This is a genomic window from Pseudomonadota bacterium (assembly GCA_026388315.1).
Taxonomy (GTDB): Bacteria; Desulfobacterota; Syntrophorhabdia; order Syntrophorhabdales; family Syntrophorhabdaceae; genus MWEV01.
The window spans coordinates 22,595-44,270 of sequence record JAPLKA010000090.1 but is presented as its reverse complement, the minus strand read 5'-3'; the positions used below and the strand labels follow the sequence as shown (position 1 = coordinate 44,270).

The following is a 21,676-nucleotide window of genomic DNA, read 5'->3' as shown; positions in this document are numbered from 1 at the left end:
AGGAAGCAACTGGTCGGCGAACCTTGTAAAGTGCCGGGATTATTTTGCTGACGGAGGGCATTACACAGACATAGGTCGGTGTTTTGCTTCTGGCCCTTTTCTTTGTCCTTCTTGCCCTTGTCTCCCATTGCTTTCCTCCCCTTCCTGTTTGTTGTCCTGCTATGTCGTCAGTTCTGTCTGACGGTGTATTTTATTAACATAGCCACAAGGTTTCATCGAGGCTCATCCTTGATACGTATATATGGTCTTATAAAACCCAACAGAAATTTATGTACCTCATCAGAAGTATAATCTCTATCAGCAGCACTATTAAACTCATACCCATTTTCCCGTAATAGCTTGTCTACAGTCATAACCATCTCTTGCATCACATTGTTTAATCTCCTATCACTATAGCACTTCATTAACAGGTCTTCGCCACTGATCACTGCCTTATCCTTTGATACTGGCCTTCCGAACTGGGATACATTGCTCATATCATTTCCTTCACTTGATTCTTTCTGCTTTAAGGGGAATAAGGGAACATCCTGAAAAGCAGGAAACTGTTTGACGTTCCTCCTGGAAAAGCAGAAGGGGTCTTGCAATGACACATTTATTATTGATCCACAACATCATTTTCTTGATTCTCATGCAATTTTAATTAATTTGCAAGTGAAAATATTATTACAGAATTATTTATTCCCCCCCCGTCCCATTGTCCCGCCTTCGGCAGGATTAAACCGTACGGATTGTTGATTTCGGATTGCGGATTTCGGAATACTTCAGCGAATAGTCGTTAGTGAATAGTGAATAGTTAAAGACATTTTATCAAGCTCATTGTCATTCTCCCGTTCGGGGACAGGACTCTTTTGCCATATTTTAAAACCCCGTTACTCGTATCTTAACTGCAGTGAATAGTGGTTAGTCAAAAAACTATTTACCATTCACAGCATTTCATATTTTCTGCCTTTTTTACTATTCACTATTCACTATCTACTATTCACTGCCTTTTTTATACCTGTGGTGGCTTTTTCTTCTCCGGCGCAGGTTCCGGGGCAATCGGTATCCGCAGCTCCACTAAAGCACAGAAAACTCGCAGCTCATCAAGAAGCGTCACAAGGTCAGGTTTTGTGTATTTTTTGGCGCCCATCTCAATAAATGACTCTACTGATCGTAAGACGGCAACATGCTTCGTTATGGATGGGAGCCTTGTGACACCAGGTTCCGGTTTGACCTTCTTGTATGCTGTAAGCAAATTATTCAGGACGGGGTTAGTCGCCGGCGTCTTCATAATGGCCTCAAATATCTTGTCACGATCAGGGCATTCGAGATTGGCAGCAAAGAGATATCCCTGAGAAACGGGGAGGTTTCCTGATCGGATTTCGGTCTGAATCTCATCGGGAAGCTTTAAAAGCGAAAGCCCGTTAAACAGCGTCTTTATTGACTTTCCGGAGATTTTAAGAATTGCAGCAACCGTTGCTGCAATTTCCTCCGATACCGAGTCAGGTCTCCTCATGACATTCATCAGCTCATTCACAACCCCGGCCACATCATACCCCTTATCAGGGAGTTTTGCCTGAATATATGCCAATATCCCTTTGGCCTGATCCATGGGATTCAAATCCTCTCTCTGAAGGTTTTCCGTCAACTGGAAGGCAAGTATTTCATCCTTCTGAGTGATCGTATTGACTACCCTGACCGGTATTGTTGGGAGTCCAAGCTTCTGGGCAGCCCGATAACGTCTCTCCCCGCAGAGGAGCAGGTATTTACCGTCTTTCGGTGTTACAAGGACAGGCTCTAAGACGCCCCGTTCTTTAATAGATTCCATAAGGGCCTTAAAAGACTCACTCTCTGTATCGATCCCAGAGCGAATCTGTTCTTCCACTATAATGTCTTCCAGAGGCAGGTACATAAACTCCGGACTACCATTCTTTTCCTGTTCAGCCATTCTTTCTCCCCCTCTTTTTAATTCAGTGGTTCGTACTTCGTCGTTCGTACTTCGTTAAGAGCCTTTCTCGATGTACTATGTACTATGTATTATCTTGTGAATCTACCTCGATGTTGTTCTTTACTTACCCCCTGACTCTAATTCTGTGAGCTTCTACCAAGAGCAGCCTACCCTTATAATGACTCATGTCAGAAAAGACTGAAAAATAGTTTTTCAACCTCTCAAGCAGGTAAGGGATGGTTTCAGGATGATTCCGTACCTGAAGTGCAATTATGCAGTGATCCACAAAAAATTTAAGCCCCATTACACCGCCACCTCATATTCAGAGAGGTCACGGGCGTAATCAAGGCAGGCTGCAATCTGTATCTCGTTAAGGTCTGAAAACTGGCCTACAACGCTTTCAGCAGTCTCACCGGAAGCCAAATAGCCAAGTACAAGGCTTACAGGGATTCTTGTACCCTTGATCCTTGGTTTGCCTCGAAGTACATCAGGAGTACTTACTACATGTTCTCTCCAGTTTATTTGCATCTGATTTTCCTCCTTTCTCAATAATGTTTTCATCAAGAACTGTACCCATTTCTCCTCCAAGTATAGCAGATTCATGCCTGAATTTTAAAGGCAATATTATTTTTCCTCCGGGAAATGGGTCTTTCTCTAAAAACCATGTTATCAAATCAGCGCGTGGAAAATAACCTTGAAATATCATGCAATTTGTTTCTTATATTTCTTTTGTTAGTGTATGATACTGAACAAAAGACAAGTTGGTATATCAATGTTGCAAAGGATACTTATGAATATAGAAATCTACCAAGCGATTCTTGACAGCATCAAACATCCTATCGTATTCGTCGATAACGACCACATCGTCCGGTATCTGAATCGAGCAGCCAAGGTCCGCTACTATGAAAAGCGTGGTTATTCAGAGTTGATAGGGAAATCGATATTCGATTGCCACAATCCGGCATCAGTAAATCAAATTCGGCAGATTCACAAACGACTCCAGGAGGGCGAAGATGAGATTTTCCTGAAGATCAACAAGGATCAGGAAAAGGTGATTGTTGTCGGTGTGCGCGACTGTGATGGCAGATTGCTTGGATACTATGAGCGATTTGAGAATAAGAATGCATAACAAACGCATTCGGTGGACGCGAATATGTCGCGCCGCTGATGCGTAACGTTGGACGAGGAATAGGAATGAATGAGCAGCACAGCAAATGGCAAACCAAGGAGCTTGCACAGACCTTTTTAGGGGGAGTTCGAGGGGCTATCCCAGCAGCAAACTTCCAGTTGGAAGTGCTCAGCAAGATTGTAAGTATGTGGCGCCCTCTGCCATCCAAGATTTTGGACCTGGGGTGTGGAGATGGGGCTCTCGGTCGTATGCTGCTCGAAGCGCACCCCACAGTGCGTATGATCTTTGCTGACTTCTCGGAGCCTATGCTGGAAGCGTTACGGAAACAGATCGGCAGCAGTCAACGGGCTACGATCATCAAAGTAGATTTCGCAACACCGGCTTGGGCAAAAGGCTTTGAGGTCGAAAAGCCTTTTGATGTCATCGTGTCAGGGTTTGCCATCCACCATCAACCGGATGATCGAAAGAGAGAGCTCTATGCCGAGATTTATGGCCTTCTGAGCAACGGTGGTGTTTTCTTGAACCTCGAACACGTCAGTTCAGCAACCCCTGCGGGGAGTACGCTTTTTGACAGCTTCTTCGTCGACCACCTTCTACATTTCCACAGCAATGCCAGCCCAAGTAAAGCAAGGCAGGAGATCGAAGAAGCCTACTATCAGCGGCCCGACAAAAAAGAGAATATTCTTGCCCTCGTTGAAACACAGTGCCAATGGCTTCGCGACATAGGCTTTCAAGACGTGGATTGTTTCTTCAAGGTTTTTGAGTTGGCTCTGTTTGGTGGAAGAAAGGCATCTAAGAAGCCAATGCGGCCAATCGCCGATAAATCCGGCTCTGGCTAAACCGTGCGTTAGCAGAAAAGTGGTATGGGTGATCCAAAACCCTTTTTTTAAGGAATATATTGCGTAAAAATGTAATAATCAAAAATGGTTGATTAAAAATAGCCCTGCATCATCTCGATAAACAACTTAGAGAAGATTAAGGGTAAAGTAACCCTGAAGAGTATATAAAAATGGAGGGAATTAAAATGACTCGAAATGTAAAACGTATAGCAATAAGTTTAACAGTTTTAAGCACTTTGATTCTTGTATCCTGCAGTGCAAAGTATGCTGCCTATTCTAATGAAATGCTTACAGGAAAGCAATTTTTACAGGAAAAAGAATATGAAAAAGCAAAGGAATATTTTACACAGGCATCGAATGTTCAGCAGGATTCAGCCTCATTAGCATTACTTGGAGTAACCTATTACAAAATGGGTGATCTTGCTAATGCCGAACGCACCATCAGAGAAGCAGAGAGGATTGACAAAAATAGCGCTTATTACATGAGGATTCTTGGTTACAAATCACTTATCCTGCTTAAGCAAGGCAAGCCTGAAGGCTTTAACGCCCTAAGGCAGTATGTAGACTATGTAAAACAGCTTGGCCTCCCCTTGGAAACGCATGAGATTGAGAAAATGATTGAAAACAATGTTGTTGATCTTGCCATACTCGATCCAAAAATAGAAGAGCAGGCAACATGGTACGAAGATGAAAATGAAAGATGGAAAAGCGGTGAACCAGGTTACTTTCAACAAAAATATGGCATCCCCCTTTAGTTGTAAACAGAGAAGGTTATGCCTTCCCAATTGTCAAGGCAACGCCGGAATGGAGAAACCGTTTAAAAACCTTTACCCTTCAAATCTTTAATGAAAAAGAGGAGGTGAAATGTAATGAAGAAGACACTCGTCATTATTGTTGCATTACTTGTAAGCGTAGTCTTTGTCTCGGCAGGATTTGCAATGGGAAAGAAAACACCGACAGCACCACCAGCGGTTGCAGTACCTGAAAAAGTTGCAGTACCTGAAAAGGTTACAGTACCTGAAAAGACAACTCCTAAGAAGAAGGTAAAAAAGACTAAGAAGACAAAAAGCAAGAAAACAAAGAAAAAAGCTCCAAAGGTAACACCTGGAGCATCAACAAAATAACCGAAAGGGGGCTTACGGCCCCCTTATATCTGGCCACTCCAGGAATTTAATATTAAAAAATTCATATATAAAATAGTTTAAATATGTTTTGTCATCTCTTTGTATTCGAAGTAATATAGATACTAATGTTTCCTGCCGGGATAGAAGAATTAGAAACGATAAAGAAAGAATGCACCCGCATGTCAAATAAGAGAGCTCTTCTTTCAGCGGCCGCTTCAGTAGTTCCTGTTCCCTTCACAGATATTGCCACTGACGTTGTCCTTCTGAAACAGATAATCCCCAGAATCAGTGAAAAGTTCGGTCTGTCAAAAGAGCAAATCGACGAATACAATCCACAGTTGGCCATTTTTATTTATGATGTTGCAAAAAGACTTGGAACGAACATGATCGGCAAATATATCACCAAAGAGCTGATTGTTCAGATTTTAAAGAAAATGGGAGTCCGCTTAACCACAAAACAAGTAATGAAATATGTTCCTGTTCTGGGACAGGCAATATCTGCCGGTATCAGCTTTACGGCTATGAGATTTATTATTCGTTCCCATATTAACGAATGTTATAAGGTTGCAAGGACTGTAATAGAGGCAAATAAGGTGCAACCAAAAGAGAACTTAAAATAAAGTATTTCTTGGGGGTTCAACTATAAACTGTTTCTAAGATCGGCTATTTTCCAAACATAAAACTCCCGATTTCAATGGGTTAGTTTGCTCCAACCCCAATGTCCCACATTAATCTTTTTCCTCAAAACGGCGATAATAATGTTCAAGGAGAAGTGGTATGGATTCAAAGTTGATCAGAGAGATTATAAGGACATTGATGGAAAGCAGGTTTTATTTCAGACTCACCTTAAAAGAGAGATATAAGCTTGTAAAGTATCTTTCAGTAGCATTTGTCCTTCCATGACAATATGTCATCAAGATGAGGGGTTTTGAATATTCTGCCTTCGATGAGGACTAACGAGGACTGACGAGGGATTCCCGAATTGCTCGGCAAAACAAGGGAGCATTGCATCGAGCACCCATAAAAACTTTTCCATGATGGAATATTAAGTAATCACTATGGACACCTGTTTAAATTAGTTTAATTAGATAAAACCAATCGAACCAATCGAACCTGAGGGTTCACAAATTTATATCATTTTTCTTGTCTTTTTAGCACGATTTTGGTAAAAAATTACACTTATTTTAAGCCGTTAGCAGTAAGCAGCCAGCTTTTACAAAACAAAGCTATGTATTCAAATACCACGAATAACATTATCAATATGCTTTTTGCTGAATGCTGACAGCTAAACGAACCGCTTATTAAACCCAAGGAGGTCAACGATGCAAAAAAGGTATTTACTCGCACCCGGTCCCACCGCAATACCACCGGAAGTACTTTTAAAAATGGCTGAGCCGATCATCCATCACAGAAACCCCCTCTTCGAAGAAGTTGTACAGGAGGTAAGGGACAACCTCAAATACCTGTTCGGAACAAAGAACGAGGTCTTAATGTTTGCATCCTCCGGCACCGGCGCCATGGAAGGCGCTGTTACTAATATGCTCTCTCCCGGAGACAAGGCGATCTGTGTAAGAAGCGGAAAATTCGGTGAGAGATGGGCAAATATATGCAAGGCATATGGTGTTGAATCTATAAATATCGATATTCCATGGGGAGACGATCTTGACCCGGCAGAGATCGAAAAGGCCCTTACGAATAATCCCGGTGCAAAGGCAGTGTATATGCAGGCCACAGAGACTTCAACCGGCGCTAAATTCCCCGTAAAAGAAGTTGCAGCAATTGTAAAAAACTATCCCGGCACACTCATGGTGGTTGATGGTATTACCGGCGTAGGAGTCTTTGAATTACCTATGGATGCCTGGGGTATCGATATTCTGGTGAGCGGCTCTCAGAAAGCCCTCATGCTCCCTCCCGGTCTTGCCTTTGCAGGAGTAAGCGATAAGGCATGGGAATTCAATAAAACATCGAAGATACCAAAGTTCTATTTTAACTGGACAAAAGAATTGACCAACCTGCAGAAAAACCAGACAAATTTCACCCCGGCTATCTCTCTCATCATAGGCCTCAGGGAATCTCTGCGGATGATAAAATCAGAAGGCCTCGAAAACGTATACAAGAGGATTGAAGTTCTCGCACAGGCTACCCGTGAGGGTGCAGGTGCATTAGGCCTTAAAACCTTTGCAAAATCTCCAAGTCCTGCCGTAACGGCTATTTATGCACCGGAAGGGGTTGACGGGCAGGCCATTTATAAGACTTTGTGGAAAAAATATGGCGTTACCGGTGCAGGTGGACAGGATCAATTGAAAGGCAAGGTCTTCAGGATCGCCACCCTTGGATACGCAGACAAGTACGATGTCATCACAGCCATTTCCGCACTGGAATTTACATTAAAAGACCTTGGCTATAAATTCCAGATGGGTGCAGGTATATCTGCAGCCATCAATGTATTAAAGGACTTATAAAAGGAGAGCGCATGATGAAAGTACTCATTGCAGATGCATTATCCGATAAAGCCATTGAGATACTGAAGTCCAACAACCTTTCAGCAGACACCCGAACAGGCCTGAAAGGCGACGAACTCCAGGCCATCATAGGAGACTACGACGCATTGATTGTGAGAAGCGCCACAAAAGCCACAAAGGAGATTATTGAAAAAGGCAATAAACTCAAAGTGATAGGAAGGGCCGGTATTGGCGTGGACAATGTGGACGTTGCAGCGGCTACCGAAAAAGGTATTGTTGTAATGAACACCCCCCAGGGGAACGCACTTGCTGCGGCAGAACATTCCATTGCCCTCATGTTTGCAGCAGCAAGAAAAATTGCCTTTGCAGACAGAACCATGAAACAGGGTAAGTGGGAAAAGAAAGCGCTCATGGGAATCGAGCTCTACGAAAAAACCCTCGGTGTAATCGGTATCGGAAATATTGGTGCTCTGGTAGCTGAAAAGGCGTTAGCCCTCGGCATGAGGGTCATTGCCTATGACCTTTACGTGTCCAAAGAATTCGCCGAGAGCAAAGGAATAGAACTTGTCGATTTTGACACACTCCTGAAAGAAAGTGATTTCATTGCCATTCATGTTCCGCTCGTAAAAGACACAAGGAACTTAATCAATAAGGACGCCATTGCAAAGATGAAAAAGGGCGTGATCATAATCAATGTAGCCAGGGGCCCCATCGTGAACGAAAAAGACCTTCTTGAAGCCCTCGAAGGTGGTCATGTAGCGTGCGCAGCTCTCGATGTCTTTGATCCGGAACCGCCTCCTGCAGACAACCCCCTTGTGCTTTCTGACAAAACCGTATGTACACCCCATCTTGGTGCATCCACAAAAGAGGCTCAGGACAAGGTCGCCATCGATATAGCAAACCAGATAGTCGATTTCTTCAAGAACGGGGTTATCAAAAACAGCGTCAACGCACCATCTGTGTCACTTGAAGTGGCAAAACAGATTTCCCCCTATCTCAAATTGTCTGAAAACCTTGGAACCCTTGTATCGGCAATAACCGATTTCCCGATACAGGAAATACAGATCCAGTATATGGGTGATATATCCGGGGCAGACACAAAAATCCTGACACAGGGCATAATGAAAAGTATCCTTAGCCAGCAGCTTGAAGGCGTGAATTATGTAAATGCACCTTCAGTCGCAAAGAATCGCGGTATTAAGATAAGAGAAACAAAGGGTAAGGAACAGGAAGATTTTATATCGCTCCTTGTGATTACCGTAAAGGGTGATAAAGGGGAAAATACCGTTTACGGAACCCTCTTCGGCAAGAAAGAGCCGCGGTTGATAAAAATAAACAGCATCTATTTAGAGGCAGACCTCAAAGGTCATATGCTCCTCGTCTATAATCACGACAAACCGGGCGTCATTGCAAGTATCGGGAATGTTTTTTTCATAAGGGGCATAAACATCGGTGGAATGCACTTCGGCAGGGAGGGCATAGGTGAAATGGCCATTTCTCTCCTCGACCTGGACAAAGAGGTTGAAGATAACGTAATAAGGGAAATTCAGTCTCTCCCCAATATCGTTTCAGCGAGAAGGATTAACCTGCCGTAGGAACAGAAGCCTGGAAGATAGGAAAGATTTGGCTGATAGTTCATGGCTGATAATGGGTTCAAGGGTTTGAGTGAATTTCACTTGACCCCTTCCTTACCCCTTAGGTTGTTTGTTAGCTATCAGCCAATAAAACGTATATGCAAAAAATAAAAGCGGTTGTTTTTGATTTTGATGGCACCCTCACTCCATTGACCCTGAATTTCGATTCTCTACGGGCGGAAATTGTAAAAATTGCAAGAGAATATATTAATGGGGAAATATTGGAGGACACGCAAGGTCAATATATCATTGAGATGATTTACGGAATAGACAAAAGGCTGGACGGACAGAGAGGGGCATTGGAATTCAAAAGCAGGGCGTTTGAGAGGTTAAGAGTGCTTGAGGTGGAGGCTGCCCGCGGCAAAGACGTTTTTCCTTATACACGGAATGTCATGAAGTCGTTGCAAAATAAGTCAATCAAAACCGGGATTATTACGAGAAGCTGTATCGACGCATTAAAGACCGTATTCCCCGATATATTCGATTACACCGATAGTATTGTTACCCGTGAAGGCGTTGAGCATGTTAAGCCCCACCCGGACCATGTGGTTGAAGCCCTCCGAATCCTAAATGTCACTCCGGATAAAACATTGACTGCCGGAGACCATCCTACTGACGTCATGGCCGGCAGGTCAGCAGGCACATACACCGCCGGTGTCCTCACCGGCCGGACAACACGGGAAGCCTTCGAGAAGGCCGGAGCAACGTATATCCTGAATGATATCAGAGATATAATGAAAATAAATTCCCTGAAGTAGCCCATACTACAAATTTTGGCAGTGGTAGCTTCAACCTTTGGGTTGCGTTTTATTTTAATATATTGTATACAAAATACATGCGGCCATAACATGCTAAGAAACCGTAATAATAAGATAAATGTTGGGGAATGGATTTCAAAATGGGCTAGGATACAGCCGAATAAGGTTGCCGTTATCTCTGAGGGTACCCCGTTTACCTATGGCCAGCTTAACGTTCGTGTAAACAGGCTGTCACATTTCTTTCTGGATAAAGGCATTAAAACAGGTGACAGGGTTGGGGTGCTCCTCCATAACTGTAAGGAATATATTGAAATATTCTTTGCCCTATCAAGGATGGGTGGCATTCTTGTGCCTCTGAACTGGAGGCTTGCCATCCCGGAGCTCGAATTTATTATCCGGGACAGTGGCGCCGATTTCATTATTTTTGAAGATGAATTTCTGGAAAATGCAGAGCGGTTAAGAGAAAAGGTGCCCATCGCTACCTGTATAACGTGTTCCATCGGGGAAAAAGCCGGAAAGAAAAAGAATATCCCGTGGGTCATGGACTATGAATCTTCAATCAAGTCGTACCCAGAAACAGAACCGGTATCAGGGTGGTCTTCCGGAGAAGATGATCCCCATATCCTCATGTATACCTCAGGGACAACAGGTTTGCCGAAAGGCGCTGTGCTTTCCCACAGAAAAACATTCTTCAATGTTTTGAATGCCAGTTTTTATTTTGATCTTTCAAGGAAAGATATAGCCATCATAGCAAGGCCGCTGTTTCACTCCGGCGGACTCATCGTTGAGATGGCGCCCGTTATATATAACGGCGGCACGGTCATTGTAAAAAAGCGCTTCAGGCCGGTGGAGATTCTGGAAACGATTCAGCAGCATAAGGTAACGATTCTTGAATTGCCTGCCACTGTATATAATTTTATTTTGCATGAATGCGATATCAGCCAATACGATTTACGGACAATAAAATGCTCTTTTACGGGAGGTGAAAGGGTATCGGTACCTCTATTAAAAGCCCTTAAAGAGAAAGGGCTTTTAATCTCACAGATCTACGGGCTTACCGAGGCATCTACACTCTTCTGGCTACCCACAGAAAGAGCGGAAGAAAAGATGGGGTCTGTGGGTTCACCGGTATTGCACGGTGATATCAGAATAGTCGATGAGCGGGGAACACCTGTCCTGCCCGGCGAGATCGGCGAGGTTATCGTAAGAGGCCCTATAGTAATGAACGGGTACTGGAAACGGCCTGACCTGACAAAAGAAGTTATTAAGGACGGCTGGCTCCACACGGGTGACCTTGCGAGGATGGATGAAGAGGGGTTTGTATATATTGTGGACAGGAAAAAGGATATGTTTATCAGCGGCGGCGAAAACGTCTACCCCGCAGAAATCGAAAAGGCTTTGCTCGCTCACCCGAAGATTCTCGACGTAGCTGTTGTAAGCATACCTGATGAAACATGGGGAGAAGTAGGAAAGGCATTCATTGTTGTTAAGGAGGGTCAACAGCTTCAGTATAAAGAGATTGTAAACTTTTTGCAGGACAAACTTGGGAAGTATAAGATCCCTAAAAATATGGAATGCGTAGCAAAACTCCCAAAAACCGCCTCTGGCAAGATAAAAAAACGCCTGCTCAAAAGCGCACGGTAATGAACAACCTTCTTACACCTCTTTGAAAGCACTGTGCACATAACGTCAAAACCATTTGACAATTTCAACACTTACTGTTATATAAAATATCAGTGGGGCTGTAGCTCAGATGGGAGAGTACTTGACTGGCAGTCAAGGTGTCGAGGGTTCAATCCCCTTCAGCTCCACCAATAAAATTAAGAGGTTAGGCTTTAAAGGCTTAACCTCTTTTTTTGTGTAAGGTGGTTTTGTCCCACTCCTGTCCCACTTTTTATTTTTCAGGTAATGAAATACACTCCTGTTATCCAGTGAAAGACCTCTCAGGGAAGCAGTGTTGAGGGTGGTCCCGGACATAGCCCCGGGCCTGGATCCTTCAGTCGATTCGTGCCGGTGATCCTGGACGTGCCCCTGTCTCGTGCCCTCGATGGTTCATGGCATAGGCAATGTAAGGTCCAGCTCTCACCTGGAAGGTTGTTCACAGTGTCAACGAGAAGGTATCCGGCGATTGTCCTGGATGTATCCCCGGTGATTCTGCGTCATGGCACCTTGAAAGTCTTCGGAAACATTCTTTATGTCTCACTGGTGATTTCTGCAAGAGCATGAAGGAATATAGATTTACCAGGTAGCGGGTTTATGGATATTGGTACCAGGTATGAGATCTGGAAGTTGAGACACTGCCAAAACACTTTTTCTTATTCTTTCAACAAAAGATGCGTGTTTTATGAGTTCGTGGGATGGATTTGAAGAAGGGTTGATATTTGGAGTAATGACACCTAATATTTTTTTATTTTGTTCTTTTACCAGCCTGCAGGATTCAGCAAGGTCACTATCATTGCTTATCACAATAGCGCAATCATAACTATTCAGCCATGCGTCGTTTAACAAATGAACTGCTAAATTTACGTCGGACCCCTTCTCTTCTGTTTTGATAATTTTTACAAACTTATATGGAGTTGTGTTAGCTAAGGGTGCGTAAATATCATGGCTGAGAAAATGACCAAAATGTACTTCTACTCCGGGTATATATGTTTGTATGGCCCTTATATAGGTATTTTGCCTTATCGGTTTGTTAGGATCCAGTTTGCCGCTAACCCTTGCGGTGAAATATTTTATTTTAACAATATCATGCCTGGGGTCAATCAAGCTTGAGCATAGTTTTTTTAAGTCAAGCCATTTATATGGGGTATGTATCAGGGCCCTATAATATAAATTGAAGCCGTCAACGTAAACATATGTTTTGTAAGAAGTAGACATAAATAAGCAGGGGCCACTTGCGTGACCCCGCACCACAGGTCGAAACCGTGTGGGTAGTTAACTATTTTATATAATGCAACTATATATTGAGGCATGTCTTTTTGTCAATAGATTTTTAGTAGAAAAGAAGAACGTTTGTTGACCACCTCCTAAACATCCACTGCCCCGGTCTTTTGTCCTCGTAGTGAATGTTTCAGTGTATGGGTGATATAAAGCCCTGGTCTCACCCGAAAGACTGTTAACAGCGTCAATGTAAAGGTACCAGGTGGATTGTCCTGGACGTGCCCCTGTCTTGTGGTACTCCCGGATCGTACAGCATATCTTCAGATTGCCTGTATATGCTTGTTTCGTGCCGGTGCTATGGGGTGAAGCATCAAGGCCCCCAAAAAATTCCTGTATAGCCCCGCTCTCAGGGTGTCCGGTATGTTCATGGCGTGGGTGAAGGGCTGTACGGATCGTGCCAGTGCCCTCACGCTGCACAATTTATGGCATCGATGACGGTCAAACCCTTTATCCAGTAGAAGACCTCTCAGGGTAATTTACTCTTTGCCTCCTGAAATAAGCCTGAATCCATATTTAGATTTTTTTGTAGTTTTGATGGTATTTTCGATTAAAGACTTGATCTGTGCGTACCTGTCGGGGGTAAATTCATTTACCCTGAAGTGTACACTTGCAGTATACAGGGCCGCAAACATACACATGATGGTATGTTCTAATGAATTTTCTATTTCGTGTTTGTAGTGGGTTTCTCCGGTTTCTTTGTCCTGATATGTCGGGGTAGAGGCCAAATAGCGAAGACAAACTAAGGGGGAATCCTCTTCAATATCTTCAAGGCTATACTGTAATTTTTGGGTTATCTCTACCGCCTTAAGCGCCGCCTTAAAGCCCTTTTCTGTTGGAATATAATTTTTCGTTTTTGTCATTTCGGTACCCTCCTGGACATATCCCTGTCTCGGAATAATTATTGTGTCTGCTCAGTCCTTTTCAAGAAATTTATAGACATCGTCAAGGGTTCGCAGCATACCAACAACAATATTTGATATGTCCTGGCCTTGTAAAGTAAATCCTTCAACACATGATGATACAAGCATTAAGCGAAATTGTGTTTCGAGTGGGTGAAGCCTGTCTTTGATTGATGCCTTGATTGTGTCTGTAGTTTGTTTTTTCGATGACATTGCTAATCTCCTTTCATGTGATTTGCAGCGGCTATTTTCGAGCCGCCTTGCTTCAATTTCCCGTTTTTTTACCTTTCACCTAAATACATCTTGTACTTAATTTAGTACAATATTGAAATTATCATATATTCAGAATTAATGTTTAATATAGTGTTACTCGTCTTTTTTTTATCATATCGCTGTGATTCCCAGTTATTACTGGCTGTATAAATGGTACCTATAAGTGACATTATGTAAACTTTCATCATTTACTTAATGATTATAATTACTTATCATTTTTTTAATAAAATATGCACTGTTTTTAGCCCTTCATTTATCGTCATTTTGTATAGTGTCACTAAACATCATGACCCTTCACTTTTTATCATTTTTGACACTTTATATGTTTCTCAATGTATCTCATAGTTATTGATTATATCATCTATTCATAATCTGTCAAGAATAATATTAATTGTAATTGACAAATATTGATATTATGATACAATGAAAAACATGGAGACATTATACACAGTAAACGAATGTTTAAAACTGCTTAGAATCTCTCGACCAACTCTTTATAGATTTATCAAAGATGGTAAAATTAAGCCCCTCAAAATGGGAAGAAAAACCCTTTTCAAAGAAACTGAACTTAATCGTTTCATTGCTGATCTAAACGGGCACGATAAAAAATAACTCCGGCCCTTTCCTTTCCTCAACGGATCGTGCCCGGTGAGCTCACGCTGCATCTTTCCCGGTGCCCTCGTGCTGAATAATTCCCGGCGCCCTCGTGGTTTAGGCATAGGCAATGCAAGGTCCAGCTCTCACCTGGAAGGTTGTTCACAGTGTCAACGCGAGATTCGGTATTTTGCTGTCTATGCCGGTGGCTCCTCTACGGATTCAAGCTGTGCGTCGGCCTGTGTGGAAACCGCCAGGACGGTGGCAGTCATGCTGTCGAGAAATCTCTGATAGGTCTCGCGGTCTATTTCAAATTCACCAGTCTGCACATAGCGCAGAAGAATCCCATCGATGGAAGCAAGAATAAAGGCTATAAGGTCTGGAGCAAGGACGGGATCACCGTGAACGATATTGATTATGTCGAGGGTTTTAGATCGAACAAACGTTTCAAGGTCATTTTTGAACAGAGCTGCCCTGGCAGCAAGTTCTGTGCCTTTGATCGCTTCCCATTCTGCTTCGAAATCACGATTACGGTTCTTCATGAACTGGGCTTGCTCTATTGCTATTTGTGTAGTGGCTTCAAGTTTGTTTTTCTGCAGGGTTGCAAGATACTTGTCATCACCGGTAATGGGGGCACCATCAAGACGTTTTAAATTTGCCATCGCATATCGATCAAGTGTTTTCGTATCATATTGACCTTGTACGTTTTTTCGGATTAGTCCGGCCCTTGCATGGTTCGTAATGGTTTGTCTCTTAACCGCCCAGCCTGCTTTTTCAAGGTATTCTGCCGCTTTACGAAGGCTGCTGATGGTTGTGGTTATTAAAGCTTCTTTTTCCATAATATCACTGTCTCCCTATGTATTTTTGTGATTTTTTCTATTTTTTCCGGACGTATTCCGGATTCAATCAGAACGGCAAGAAGTGTAAGTTGTGCGAACGTTAGATGTGTACCAGACAGCATTGTACCAGTCAAGCCTGTAAAAAATTTATTACATTTTTTACACTTAATTTTATGAAGATTTGCAAATCGGGGAAATTTCTTTTCATCAAGCCTTGTTTTACAAAAAGGACATGCCGGACCGTTAGGGTGTAATAAATTTAATATGGTTTTTTGACACCGTTCTTCATTAAGAAATGACCTGTCAAACATATCAAGAAGGTAACCAGATATAGTTTCGGGGTTTTCTCTCATTTTAGCCAACTCCTCGCATTTGACCATCTGCCCACCTCTAAATATTATAAAAGCGGAGAATCGGCGGGGTCCTACGTCTCCGTATAGCGTCAACTGTTAGGGAGGACCCGCTCAACCTGTCAACTCCTTATTTTCATTTAAGTCTTTAACTGCATCGGTGTAATGCTTGCTTGCTTTCTTCAAAGCATCACCTTCTTTCTTTTTGATATGCTGAGGTCACTTTTCGGGCCGAATTGCTTTAAAGACTTTAAAGACATTTTTAAAAGATAAGTGAAGGGAAAAAGCATACCCCCTTGGATATATAATTTTCCTTCACGAAAGCGAAAGGGTGTTACAAAAAACCCCTCACGGATTAAAAAACGTTCTTTAGGTAGCATTAACAAGCCTCTGCGATCATTTTGTTAAATTTCCTCATCTTCGCTTTAGTGAAGACGATCATAACAATTTTTTACTCATCAACTTCATTTTAGTGAAGCTATCAACTTCATTTTAGTGAAGTTGCTTTTGTTTTTAGCCTACCCATGTTGTTTCTAACGTGAAATTCTGGTTGCAACACTTTACCCTTCTCAATCTTTTGAAAATCTTTTGTACCATAACATCGCCACCTTTCAGACAACTGGTAAACGCTATAATCTTTCTCGCGTTCGCTCTTTTGATACCAGCCGCCCTGGTGAATAATGTCAAGAAGACCTCGTTCTATTAACGTTTTTATATTCTTCCAATATTGTGTTGTGCCGATTTTTAAAAAAGCTGCTTCACGATAGGGGAAAATAAACGCTTCACTGGTGTACACAACTCTTTTTATGCCATTTACTTTTTGCTTAACCCACTTTCTTTTTTGAAGGCATCGCAACAAGGTTCTGATTGCTGAAGCTGACAATCCCATGAAAGCCTCAGAATAGAATAATTCCGGCTCTATCATTATCTTGTTTTTGATTCTAAATCTCTTATCATTTATTGCCTCAGACATATTATTCCCGGTTCGGTAGTTACTTATTTTCCGAACGAAACAGCCCTTTCCTGCATCCAGTCAAGCAAAACCTGTCTTCTATAACCAACAGTACGCCCTACCTGAATTTTCTCTGAGGGGCCAAGCCCCAAACTATCAAGGTTGCTCATTGTCCTGGCAGAGATACCGACAAGCTCTTTAAATTTCGGGTGATTTCTGAAGAGTATAGCCGGTAGTTCGATACAAGATAGATCAACTTTTTCTGTTTTTTTCGTCATGTGATACCTCCTTAATGTTCACAAAAGATATTACATGCCGGTATAAGTATCAAGTGTAAGTTATTAAATTAATTGAATTAGTTACGCAATAACGTTATTGCGTACTTTTGAGAGTTCATTTAATATAATCTTTGCATGATACGGGTTTATTCTCGTCAATAGTGCGCTTAATTACTATTTTGATGCGGGTTTCAAGCGTCCTTTCTTCATATTTGTATGGCTTTTCAGTGCCCGGCCTATGAATAAATACTGTTGTTTTTCTGGTTTTGGGATCTTCGACTAAATTTGTTTTACAGCCTTCAAAGTCTTTATCAGCATTGACGTGATTAAATCTGAGCTTTACTGTTCCAAGTGTTTTTGTCATATTTGGAAATGTTTCAAATACGTTTTTTATGGCCTGGTCTATTATATTTTTCTTAAGTTCCCGCGATCTTATGCTTTGCTTTTCCGGCTTTTCAAATTCACTTTTGGCTTTTTCTGCTTTTGATAATAATCCCCTTGCATCCAACAAATCATCATAATTATATATTTTATCTTCCAGTGCTTCTTGTAAGGCCTCCCTTGCTTCGATAATAGCCACTACTGCCAGTATAAAATAATCTGGAGCCTCATCATCAACATATCCATATGCCTTGGAATACCCTGCCATGCTCAATACTTGCTCTGCATTTGATGCAAGCGTATGTGTTAGTACAAGATCGCCTTTTTCATTTGTATAGTAATAAGGACGTTGAAGACAAAGACTATTCTGACGTATAGACCCATAAGCCCCTTCAATAGTTCTTGCAAACTCTAAGAGGTTTTCCGGGTATGTGTAGTCAAAAAACATGAGCTCCGCCTCACCCGCCCCACAAAGCCCCCTTGCCTCGTAAATTATTTCAAGACATTGGTATTTAAAGTCACTTGGTATGTGGTCAACGTCTGGTAATTCCCCGGTTAACGGACACCATAAACCATTCTCTTCCACCTTGACACCTCCTGTCGTGCCCTGATATTAAACCGGGGAAGCGGTTCAGGATTGCCGCTTTCAGGTGTACAGCCCTATCCCCGGTTATACTTACCTATTTTTAAAAGTTTATAACCTTTCCGGCCTTCGGTTTTTCTTTCTTCAATGCTGCCTCGAATACCTTTACAGCATCGGTAATGGTATCTTGATGTAAATGACTGTACCTCTCGGTTTGGCTTATCTGTGAGTGTCCAAGCATCTTTTGAACGACATACAGGCTTACTCCACTTTGCACCAACCAGGAAGCGTATGTATGCCTTAAACTGTGCCATACAACCTTGTGTCGAGGATCGTCAACACCTTCGTTGAATTTGAGTTCATCAACCACAATCTCAAAAGTCTTTGATATTTTACCGATTAACGTACCCTTTGCAGAAGGAAATACAAGGTCGTCTTTATTACCTGGTTTCCGCTTGGTAAACATTTCTTTTACTGCGCTTGTCATTTGGCAATGTCTTGTCTTACCGTTTTTGGTATCCCTTAAGGTTATCATTCCAGCTTCAATATTCACGTCCGCCCACTGTAAAGAAAAGCCCTCGCCGGCCCTTAACCCACAATGCAAGGACAATAGGGCCATGTGGTAAACATCAATGCTGCGTGCTTTTAGTGCTGTCAATAGTTTCTCTGCCTCTTCATGGGTCAAGAATCGTTGCCGTTTATTATCGAATTTGGGTATTTTGACTTTTGAAACAGGACATGCGCCACTATATAAACCATTGTCTTTCGCATAGTTAAAAACCTGTCGTATCAATGCAAGCGCATATTGAGCGGTTCGTGGTGCCCTGCCCTCGTTCGCCATGTTCTTTTTGATTCGCTCAAGGTGAAGCGGTGATATATTTTTCAAGGGTAGTTTGCCTATTACTGGATCAATCCATTTAAAAAGGCTATTCTCTGCCTCTGCTGCACCTTTTGTTTTATTCTGCTCTGCTATCGGATAATATTGTTTTGTAAATATCTGATTAAATGTAAGTGTATCCTTTTCAATCTGTTCTTTCTCTGCTGCTGCCTCAATGCGCCTCGTCTCCTCAATCTCTCGTTTTTCTCCCAGGCTTTGCGGACCTTCACCTATTTTCTTATTTTTCTTTAATTCAAGCAGGTGGCCATAAGCCCTTGATGCTGTCCAATCCTCAGAAGCCCAGCCCAGGCCTTCCTCTTTGCCTTTGCCGTCCAGCTTGTACCGGATCGTAAAGTATTGGTCTTTTTTAACGCCATGTTTTCGGGTATCATGCTCTCGATACCGTACACCTGGAAATGTTGTTTTTATCCATTTTGCCATAACCTTTTCTCCTTTAGTTATAGGCTGTTAGATGCTACCAGCGGGATAAAAGTGGGATAACACCGGTTTCACAAGAATATGTCCGTATATTTTCACAAGAATATGTCCGTATATTTTTCCAGTCCCGCTCCTGTCCCACTTTTTTTCCTGAAAGCACGTGTTTTTTAATGATGGTACATGATAGATATATACGCCTATATGTCTGATATGTCAAGTGTTTTGTGCTGAAATGTGATGGTGCATGAAAGTTAATTTATTAGACTGGCAGTCAAGGTGTCGAGGGTTCAACCCCCTTCAGCTCCACCAATAATATCAACCAGTTGGAAATCTTAACCATTATGTACAATCCCTTGGTAGAGTTTACGGACATACAATTATCATCTTCCTTTGCATACTGTTTTATGGAGAAATTCTGTAATGCTTCCTTTTGGAATTGAGTTCCATGTTGGTTGCGGCGAACCTGAATCTTTGACACTTTCTTTTGTGTCCCCTACGTAATGAGAAATAAGTTTATACTCTCTTGTACTGCACTTGATGGCAAAATAGTCGAGAACATAATTTATATTTTCTAATTTCTTGTTATCATAATAACCATTTTGTTTCATGGATTCTATGAAGTGCTGTTTCCCCTTATAAGAAAAGTCCTGTTTTATCCATACCCTTACAGCACCCTCACTATCAGAAAATATGCTTGTCTCATCGTAATAATATTTGTCATCTAACCCTTTAGCCGTGGCATAATGCACCCACTCTGCTCCGTTGACTGTCGTGTAACCAAACATAAGAAGACAAACTATTGAGACTAACAATGGTAAGTATTTCATGGTTTCCCCCTTTCCTTGCATCTCCATTGTACCAAAATCAAAAAAAAATATCACAACATTATTTCATGGATGATTGTGGTGTAATAAAAAGGGATGCCAAGCTTTCCTATATCATGTTGATATTACTATGTTGCTTGACATCCCTTTATGCTAATTTATGTTTTTATATCTACCGCAAAACTGTTATTCATCCAACTGTATAGTTTTTGTATAGTAGACATGGGTTTTTAAGGTCTAAAATAAGGAAAGTCTCACCCCAAAAAATTACCATAAAAATAATCACAAGTATGAAAGGGGACAAATCGGGAAAAGGTAAGGTCTACAATGGTTCTATCTGGCAGTCAAGGTGTCGAGGGTTCAATCCCCTTCAGCTCCACCAATTTTTTATCCTTCTAATACTTTTCGCCTGAAAATTATCATCTGTGTCAAATTTTGATATGAATTTTCATTTGAATTTATGCTATTGAGAAGCAAAACAGTATTATCAATATACTGAGGGTAGGCATCAGGAGATACATTTACTGAGTTTTTCAATCGTTGATGCCTTCAGTGATACCGCTCCGGCTTAAATGAGTCTATTTCGTATTTCTGTCCCGATTCTAAAGGAAATATTTTATTGTATTTCCGGTTTAATGGAATCGGGACACATTTCAATTTGATTTGCCCCTCCATTACATTATATCTTATAGGATAAATATCATGAAAGTTACGGAACATTGTTTAGACTGTCTTAAAGGGCTCGCCGGGAAGACAATTCAATTGTCAGGCGGCAACGGGGATTTGCTGTCGCACTGCCATACCATGATTGAAGAATCGTACGATAAAGGGCATACTCCACCGGGCATTTCGAATAAACTGCTCAAACACATCAAGCATACTACCGGGGCATACGATCCTTATGCCCTTGCAAAGACAAAAGAATTCGAAGAGGCCGGAAAGGCGTTAATAGAACTGATTGCGCTGTTCCCCAAAACCCTGGAAGGCCTTCTGAAGCTATCAGCCCTGGGAAATTCTATGGACTTCTTTACGGAATGTAGCTATGACACAAAAACTGAAGCACTTAAATTTTACGGAGATATAGATAAAATTGAAAAAGAGATTTATATTAAAAATAAAGATGTGCTTTTGCTCGGTGACAACGTGGGAGATTTTATATTTGATATGCCGCTGGTCGAGTTTTTACAGGATAGAGGGAAAACAGTGTACTATGCCGTAAAAGAGCATCCGGTCCAAAACGACCTCTCAATGGCCGACGTGGAAAGGTTTGATTTAAAACAAATATATTCTAACATCATTTCCACAGGCACAGATGAAGTGGGGCTAAGAAGGGAAGAGATGAAGGGAAAAGTAAAGGAGTTATGGGAAGCAGACGCTATAGTGATCGCCAAGGGGATGGGTAACTACGAAACGCTATCTGAATATAGCGGGGAAAGACCTGTTGTCCATATAATGAAGGTTAAATGTCCTGCAGTGAGCCGGTCAGCACAACATGAAACAGGGACATACGTGGCGATACTGCATTGAACTGAACATTGTAAACTGTAGATGTAACATTATGATGATTTTAAAAGG

General features: G+C 41.9%; 26 protein-coding genes and 1 tRNA gene. 12 read left to right on the top strand and 15 right to left on the bottom strand.

Annotated elements, in window-relative coordinates; all coding sequences use genetic code 11:
• Positions 1–212: 212 nt before the first annotated feature.
• The 5 genes from NTX75_13045 to NTX75_13025 all read right to left on the bottom strand — a co-directional run bounded on the left by NTX75_13045 (position 213) and on the right by NTX75_13025 (position 2,633).
• Positions 213–476 (bottom strand): hypothetical protein, encoded by a 264-nt coding sequence (locus NTX75_13045; protein ID MCX5817141.1) that lies wholly within the window; start codon positions 474–476, stop codon positions 213–215.
• A 515-nt stretch (positions 477–991) separates the two neighbouring features.
• Positions 992–1,927: a ParB/RepB/Spo0J family partition protein gene (locus NTX75_13040; GenBank protein ID MCX5817140.1), complete on the bottom strand. Its 936-nt coding sequence runs from the start codon at positions 1,925–1,927 to the stop codon at positions 992–994.
• A 124-nt stretch (positions 1,928–2,051) separates the two neighbouring features.
• Positions 2,052–2,231 (bottom strand): hypothetical protein, encoded by a 180-nt coding sequence (locus NTX75_13035; GenBank protein MCX5817139.1) that lies wholly within the window; start codon positions 2,229–2,231, stop codon positions 2,052–2,054.
• The gene (locus tag NTX75_13030) at positions 2,231–2,455 is read right to left on the bottom strand and encodes a DUF433 domain-containing protein (GenBank protein MCX5817138.1); all 225 of its coding nucleotides are present in this window, start codon (positions 2,453–2,455) and stop codon (positions 2,231–2,233) included. Before NTX75_13030 ends, NTX75_13035 begins: the two co-directional genes overlap by 1 nt.
• Complete coding sequence (locus NTX75_13025; GenBank protein ID MCX5817137.1) at positions 2,415–2,633, bottom strand: hypothetical protein; 219 nt, start codon at positions 2,631–2,633, stop codon at positions 2,415–2,417. The genes NTX75_13030 and NTX75_13025 overlap by 41 nt, the downstream gene beginning before the upstream one ends.
• 84 nt (positions 2,634–2,717) lie before the next feature.
• Between NTX75_13025 and NTX75_13020 the strand changes: the two genes are divergently transcribed.
• From NTX75_13020 to NTX75_12970, 11 genes are all read left to right on the top strand, one after another.
• Positions 2,718–3,056 carry a PAS domain-containing protein gene (locus NTX75_13020; protein MCX5817136.1) on the top strand — a complete coding sequence of 113 codons (339 nt, stop codon included), beginning with the start codon at positions 2,718–2,720 and terminating at the stop codon, positions 3,054–3,056.
• 65 nt (positions 3,057–3,121) lie between these two features.
• The gene (locus NTX75_13015) at positions 3,122–3,895 is read left to right on the top strand and encodes a class I SAM-dependent methyltransferase (protein MCX5817135.1); all 774 of its coding nucleotides are present in this window, start codon (positions 3,122–3,124) and stop codon (positions 3,893–3,895) included.
• Positions 3,896–4,080: 185 nt separating this feature from the next.
• Positions 4,081–4,650 (top strand): tetratricopeptide repeat protein, encoded by a 570-nt coding sequence (locus NTX75_13010; protein ID MCX5817134.1) that lies wholly within the window; start codon positions 4,081–4,083, stop codon positions 4,648–4,650.
• Positions 4,651–4,764: 114 nt separating this feature from the next.
• Positions 4,765–5,019: a hypothetical protein gene (locus tag NTX75_13005; protein ID MCX5817133.1), complete on the top strand. Its 255-nt coding sequence runs from the start codon at positions 4,765–4,767 to the stop codon at positions 5,017–5,019.
• A gap of 179 nt (positions 5,020–5,198) precedes the next feature.
• Positions 5,199–5,639, top strand: coding sequence for a hypothetical protein (locus tag NTX75_13000; GenBank protein ID MCX5817132.1), 441 nt, complete (start codon positions 5,199–5,201; stop codon positions 5,637–5,639).
• 157 nt (positions 5,640–5,796) lie between these two features.
• A complete protein-coding gene (locus tag NTX75_12995) occupies positions 5,797–5,922 on the top strand; it encodes a hypothetical protein (GenBank protein MCX5817131.1) in 126 nt (41 codons plus the stop codon).
• A 419-nt stretch (positions 5,923–6,341) separates the two neighbouring features.
• Entirely contained in the window at positions 6,342–7,481 is a 1,140-nt protein-coding gene (locus tag NTX75_12990; protein MCX5817130.1) for an alanine--glyoxylate aminotransferase family protein, read from the top strand.
• Between the two features lie 11 nt (positions 7,482–7,492).
• The gene (serA, locus tag NTX75_12985) at positions 7,493–9,076 is read left to right on the top strand and encodes a phosphoglycerate dehydrogenase (protein ID MCX5817129.1); all 1,584 of its coding nucleotides are present in this window, start codon (positions 7,493–7,495) and stop codon (positions 9,074–9,076) included.
• Positions 9,077–9,213: 137 nt separating this feature from the next.
• On the top strand, positions 9,214–9,873 hold the full coding sequence (locus NTX75_12980) for an HAD-IA family hydrolase (protein MCX5817128.1): 660 nt from the start codon (positions 9,214–9,216) through the stop codon (positions 9,871–9,873).
• Positions 9,874–9,963: 90 nt separating this feature from the next.
• Positions 9,964–11,517: a long-chain fatty acid--CoA ligase gene (locus NTX75_12975; GenBank protein MCX5817127.1), complete on the top strand. Its 1,554-nt coding sequence runs from the start codon at positions 9,964–9,966 to the stop codon at positions 11,515–11,517.
• A 94-nt stretch (positions 11,518–11,611) separates the two neighbouring features.
• A tRNA-Ala gene (locus NTX75_12970) sits at positions 11,612–11,687 on the top strand.
• A 424-nt stretch (positions 11,688–12,111) separates the two neighbouring features.
• On the opposite strand, the gene NTX75_12965 is transcribed toward NTX75_12970, so the two are convergent.
• The 10 genes from NTX75_12965 to NTX75_12920 form a co-directional block, all read right to left on the bottom strand.
• Positions 12,112–12,750: an NYN domain-containing protein gene (locus NTX75_12965; GenBank protein ID MCX5817126.1), complete on the bottom strand. Its 639-nt coding sequence runs from the start codon at positions 12,748–12,750 to the stop codon at positions 12,112–12,114.
• Positions 12,751–13,289: 539 nt separating this feature from the next.
• Positions 13,290–13,673, bottom strand: a complete 384-nt coding sequence (locus NTX75_12960; GenBank protein ID MCX5817125.1) for a hypothetical protein — start codon at positions 13,671–13,673, stop codon at positions 13,290–13,292.
• Positions 13,674–13,724: 51 nt separating this feature from the next.
• Positions 13,725–13,925: a hypothetical protein gene (locus NTX75_12955; GenBank protein MCX5817124.1), complete on the bottom strand. Its 201-nt coding sequence runs from the start codon at positions 13,923–13,925 to the stop codon at positions 13,725–13,727.
• Positions 13,926–14,776: 851 nt separating this feature from the next.
• Positions 14,777–15,418, bottom strand: a complete 642-nt coding sequence (locus NTX75_12950; protein MCX5817123.1) for a hypothetical protein — start codon at positions 15,416–15,418, stop codon at positions 14,777–14,779.
• Positions 15,400–15,771 (bottom strand): transposase, encoded by a 372-nt coding sequence (locus NTX75_12945; GenBank protein ID MCX5817122.1) that lies wholly within the window; start codon positions 15,769–15,771, stop codon positions 15,400–15,402. Before NTX75_12945 ends, NTX75_12950 begins: the two co-directional genes overlap by 19 nt.
• 484 nt (positions 15,772–16,255) lie before the next feature.
• Positions 16,256–16,741, bottom strand: a complete 486-nt coding sequence (locus NTX75_12940; protein MCX5817121.1) for a hypothetical protein — start codon at positions 16,739–16,741, stop codon at positions 16,256–16,258.
• A 23-nt stretch (positions 16,742–16,764) separates the two neighbouring features.
• A complete protein-coding gene (locus NTX75_12935; GenBank protein MCX5817120.1) occupies positions 16,765–16,998 on the bottom strand; it encodes a hypothetical protein in 234 nt (77 codons plus the stop codon).
• A gap of 115 nt (positions 16,999–17,113) precedes the next feature.
• Positions 17,114–17,965, bottom strand: coding sequence for a hypothetical protein (locus NTX75_12930; protein ID MCX5817119.1), 852 nt, complete (start codon positions 17,963–17,965; stop codon positions 17,114–17,116).
• Between the two features lie 100 nt (positions 17,966–18,065).
• Entirely contained in the window at positions 18,066–19,280 is a 1,215-nt protein-coding gene (locus NTX75_12925; GenBank protein ID MCX5817118.1) for a site-specific integrase, read from the bottom strand.
• 377 nt (positions 19,281–19,657) lie between these two features.
• On the bottom strand, positions 19,658–20,104 hold the full coding sequence (locus tag NTX75_12920) for a hypothetical protein (GenBank protein ID MCX5817117.1): 447 nt from the start codon (positions 20,102–20,104) through the stop codon (positions 19,658–19,660).
• Between the two features lie 699 nt (positions 20,105–20,803).
• Between NTX75_12920 and NTX75_12915 the strand changes: the two genes are divergently transcribed.
• Positions 20,804–21,628, top strand: coding sequence for an ARMT1-like domain-containing protein (locus NTX75_12915; GenBank protein ID MCX5817116.1), 825 nt, complete (start codon positions 20,804–20,806; stop codon positions 21,626–21,628).
• The last annotated feature ends 48 nt before the right edge of the window (positions 21,629–21,676 follow it).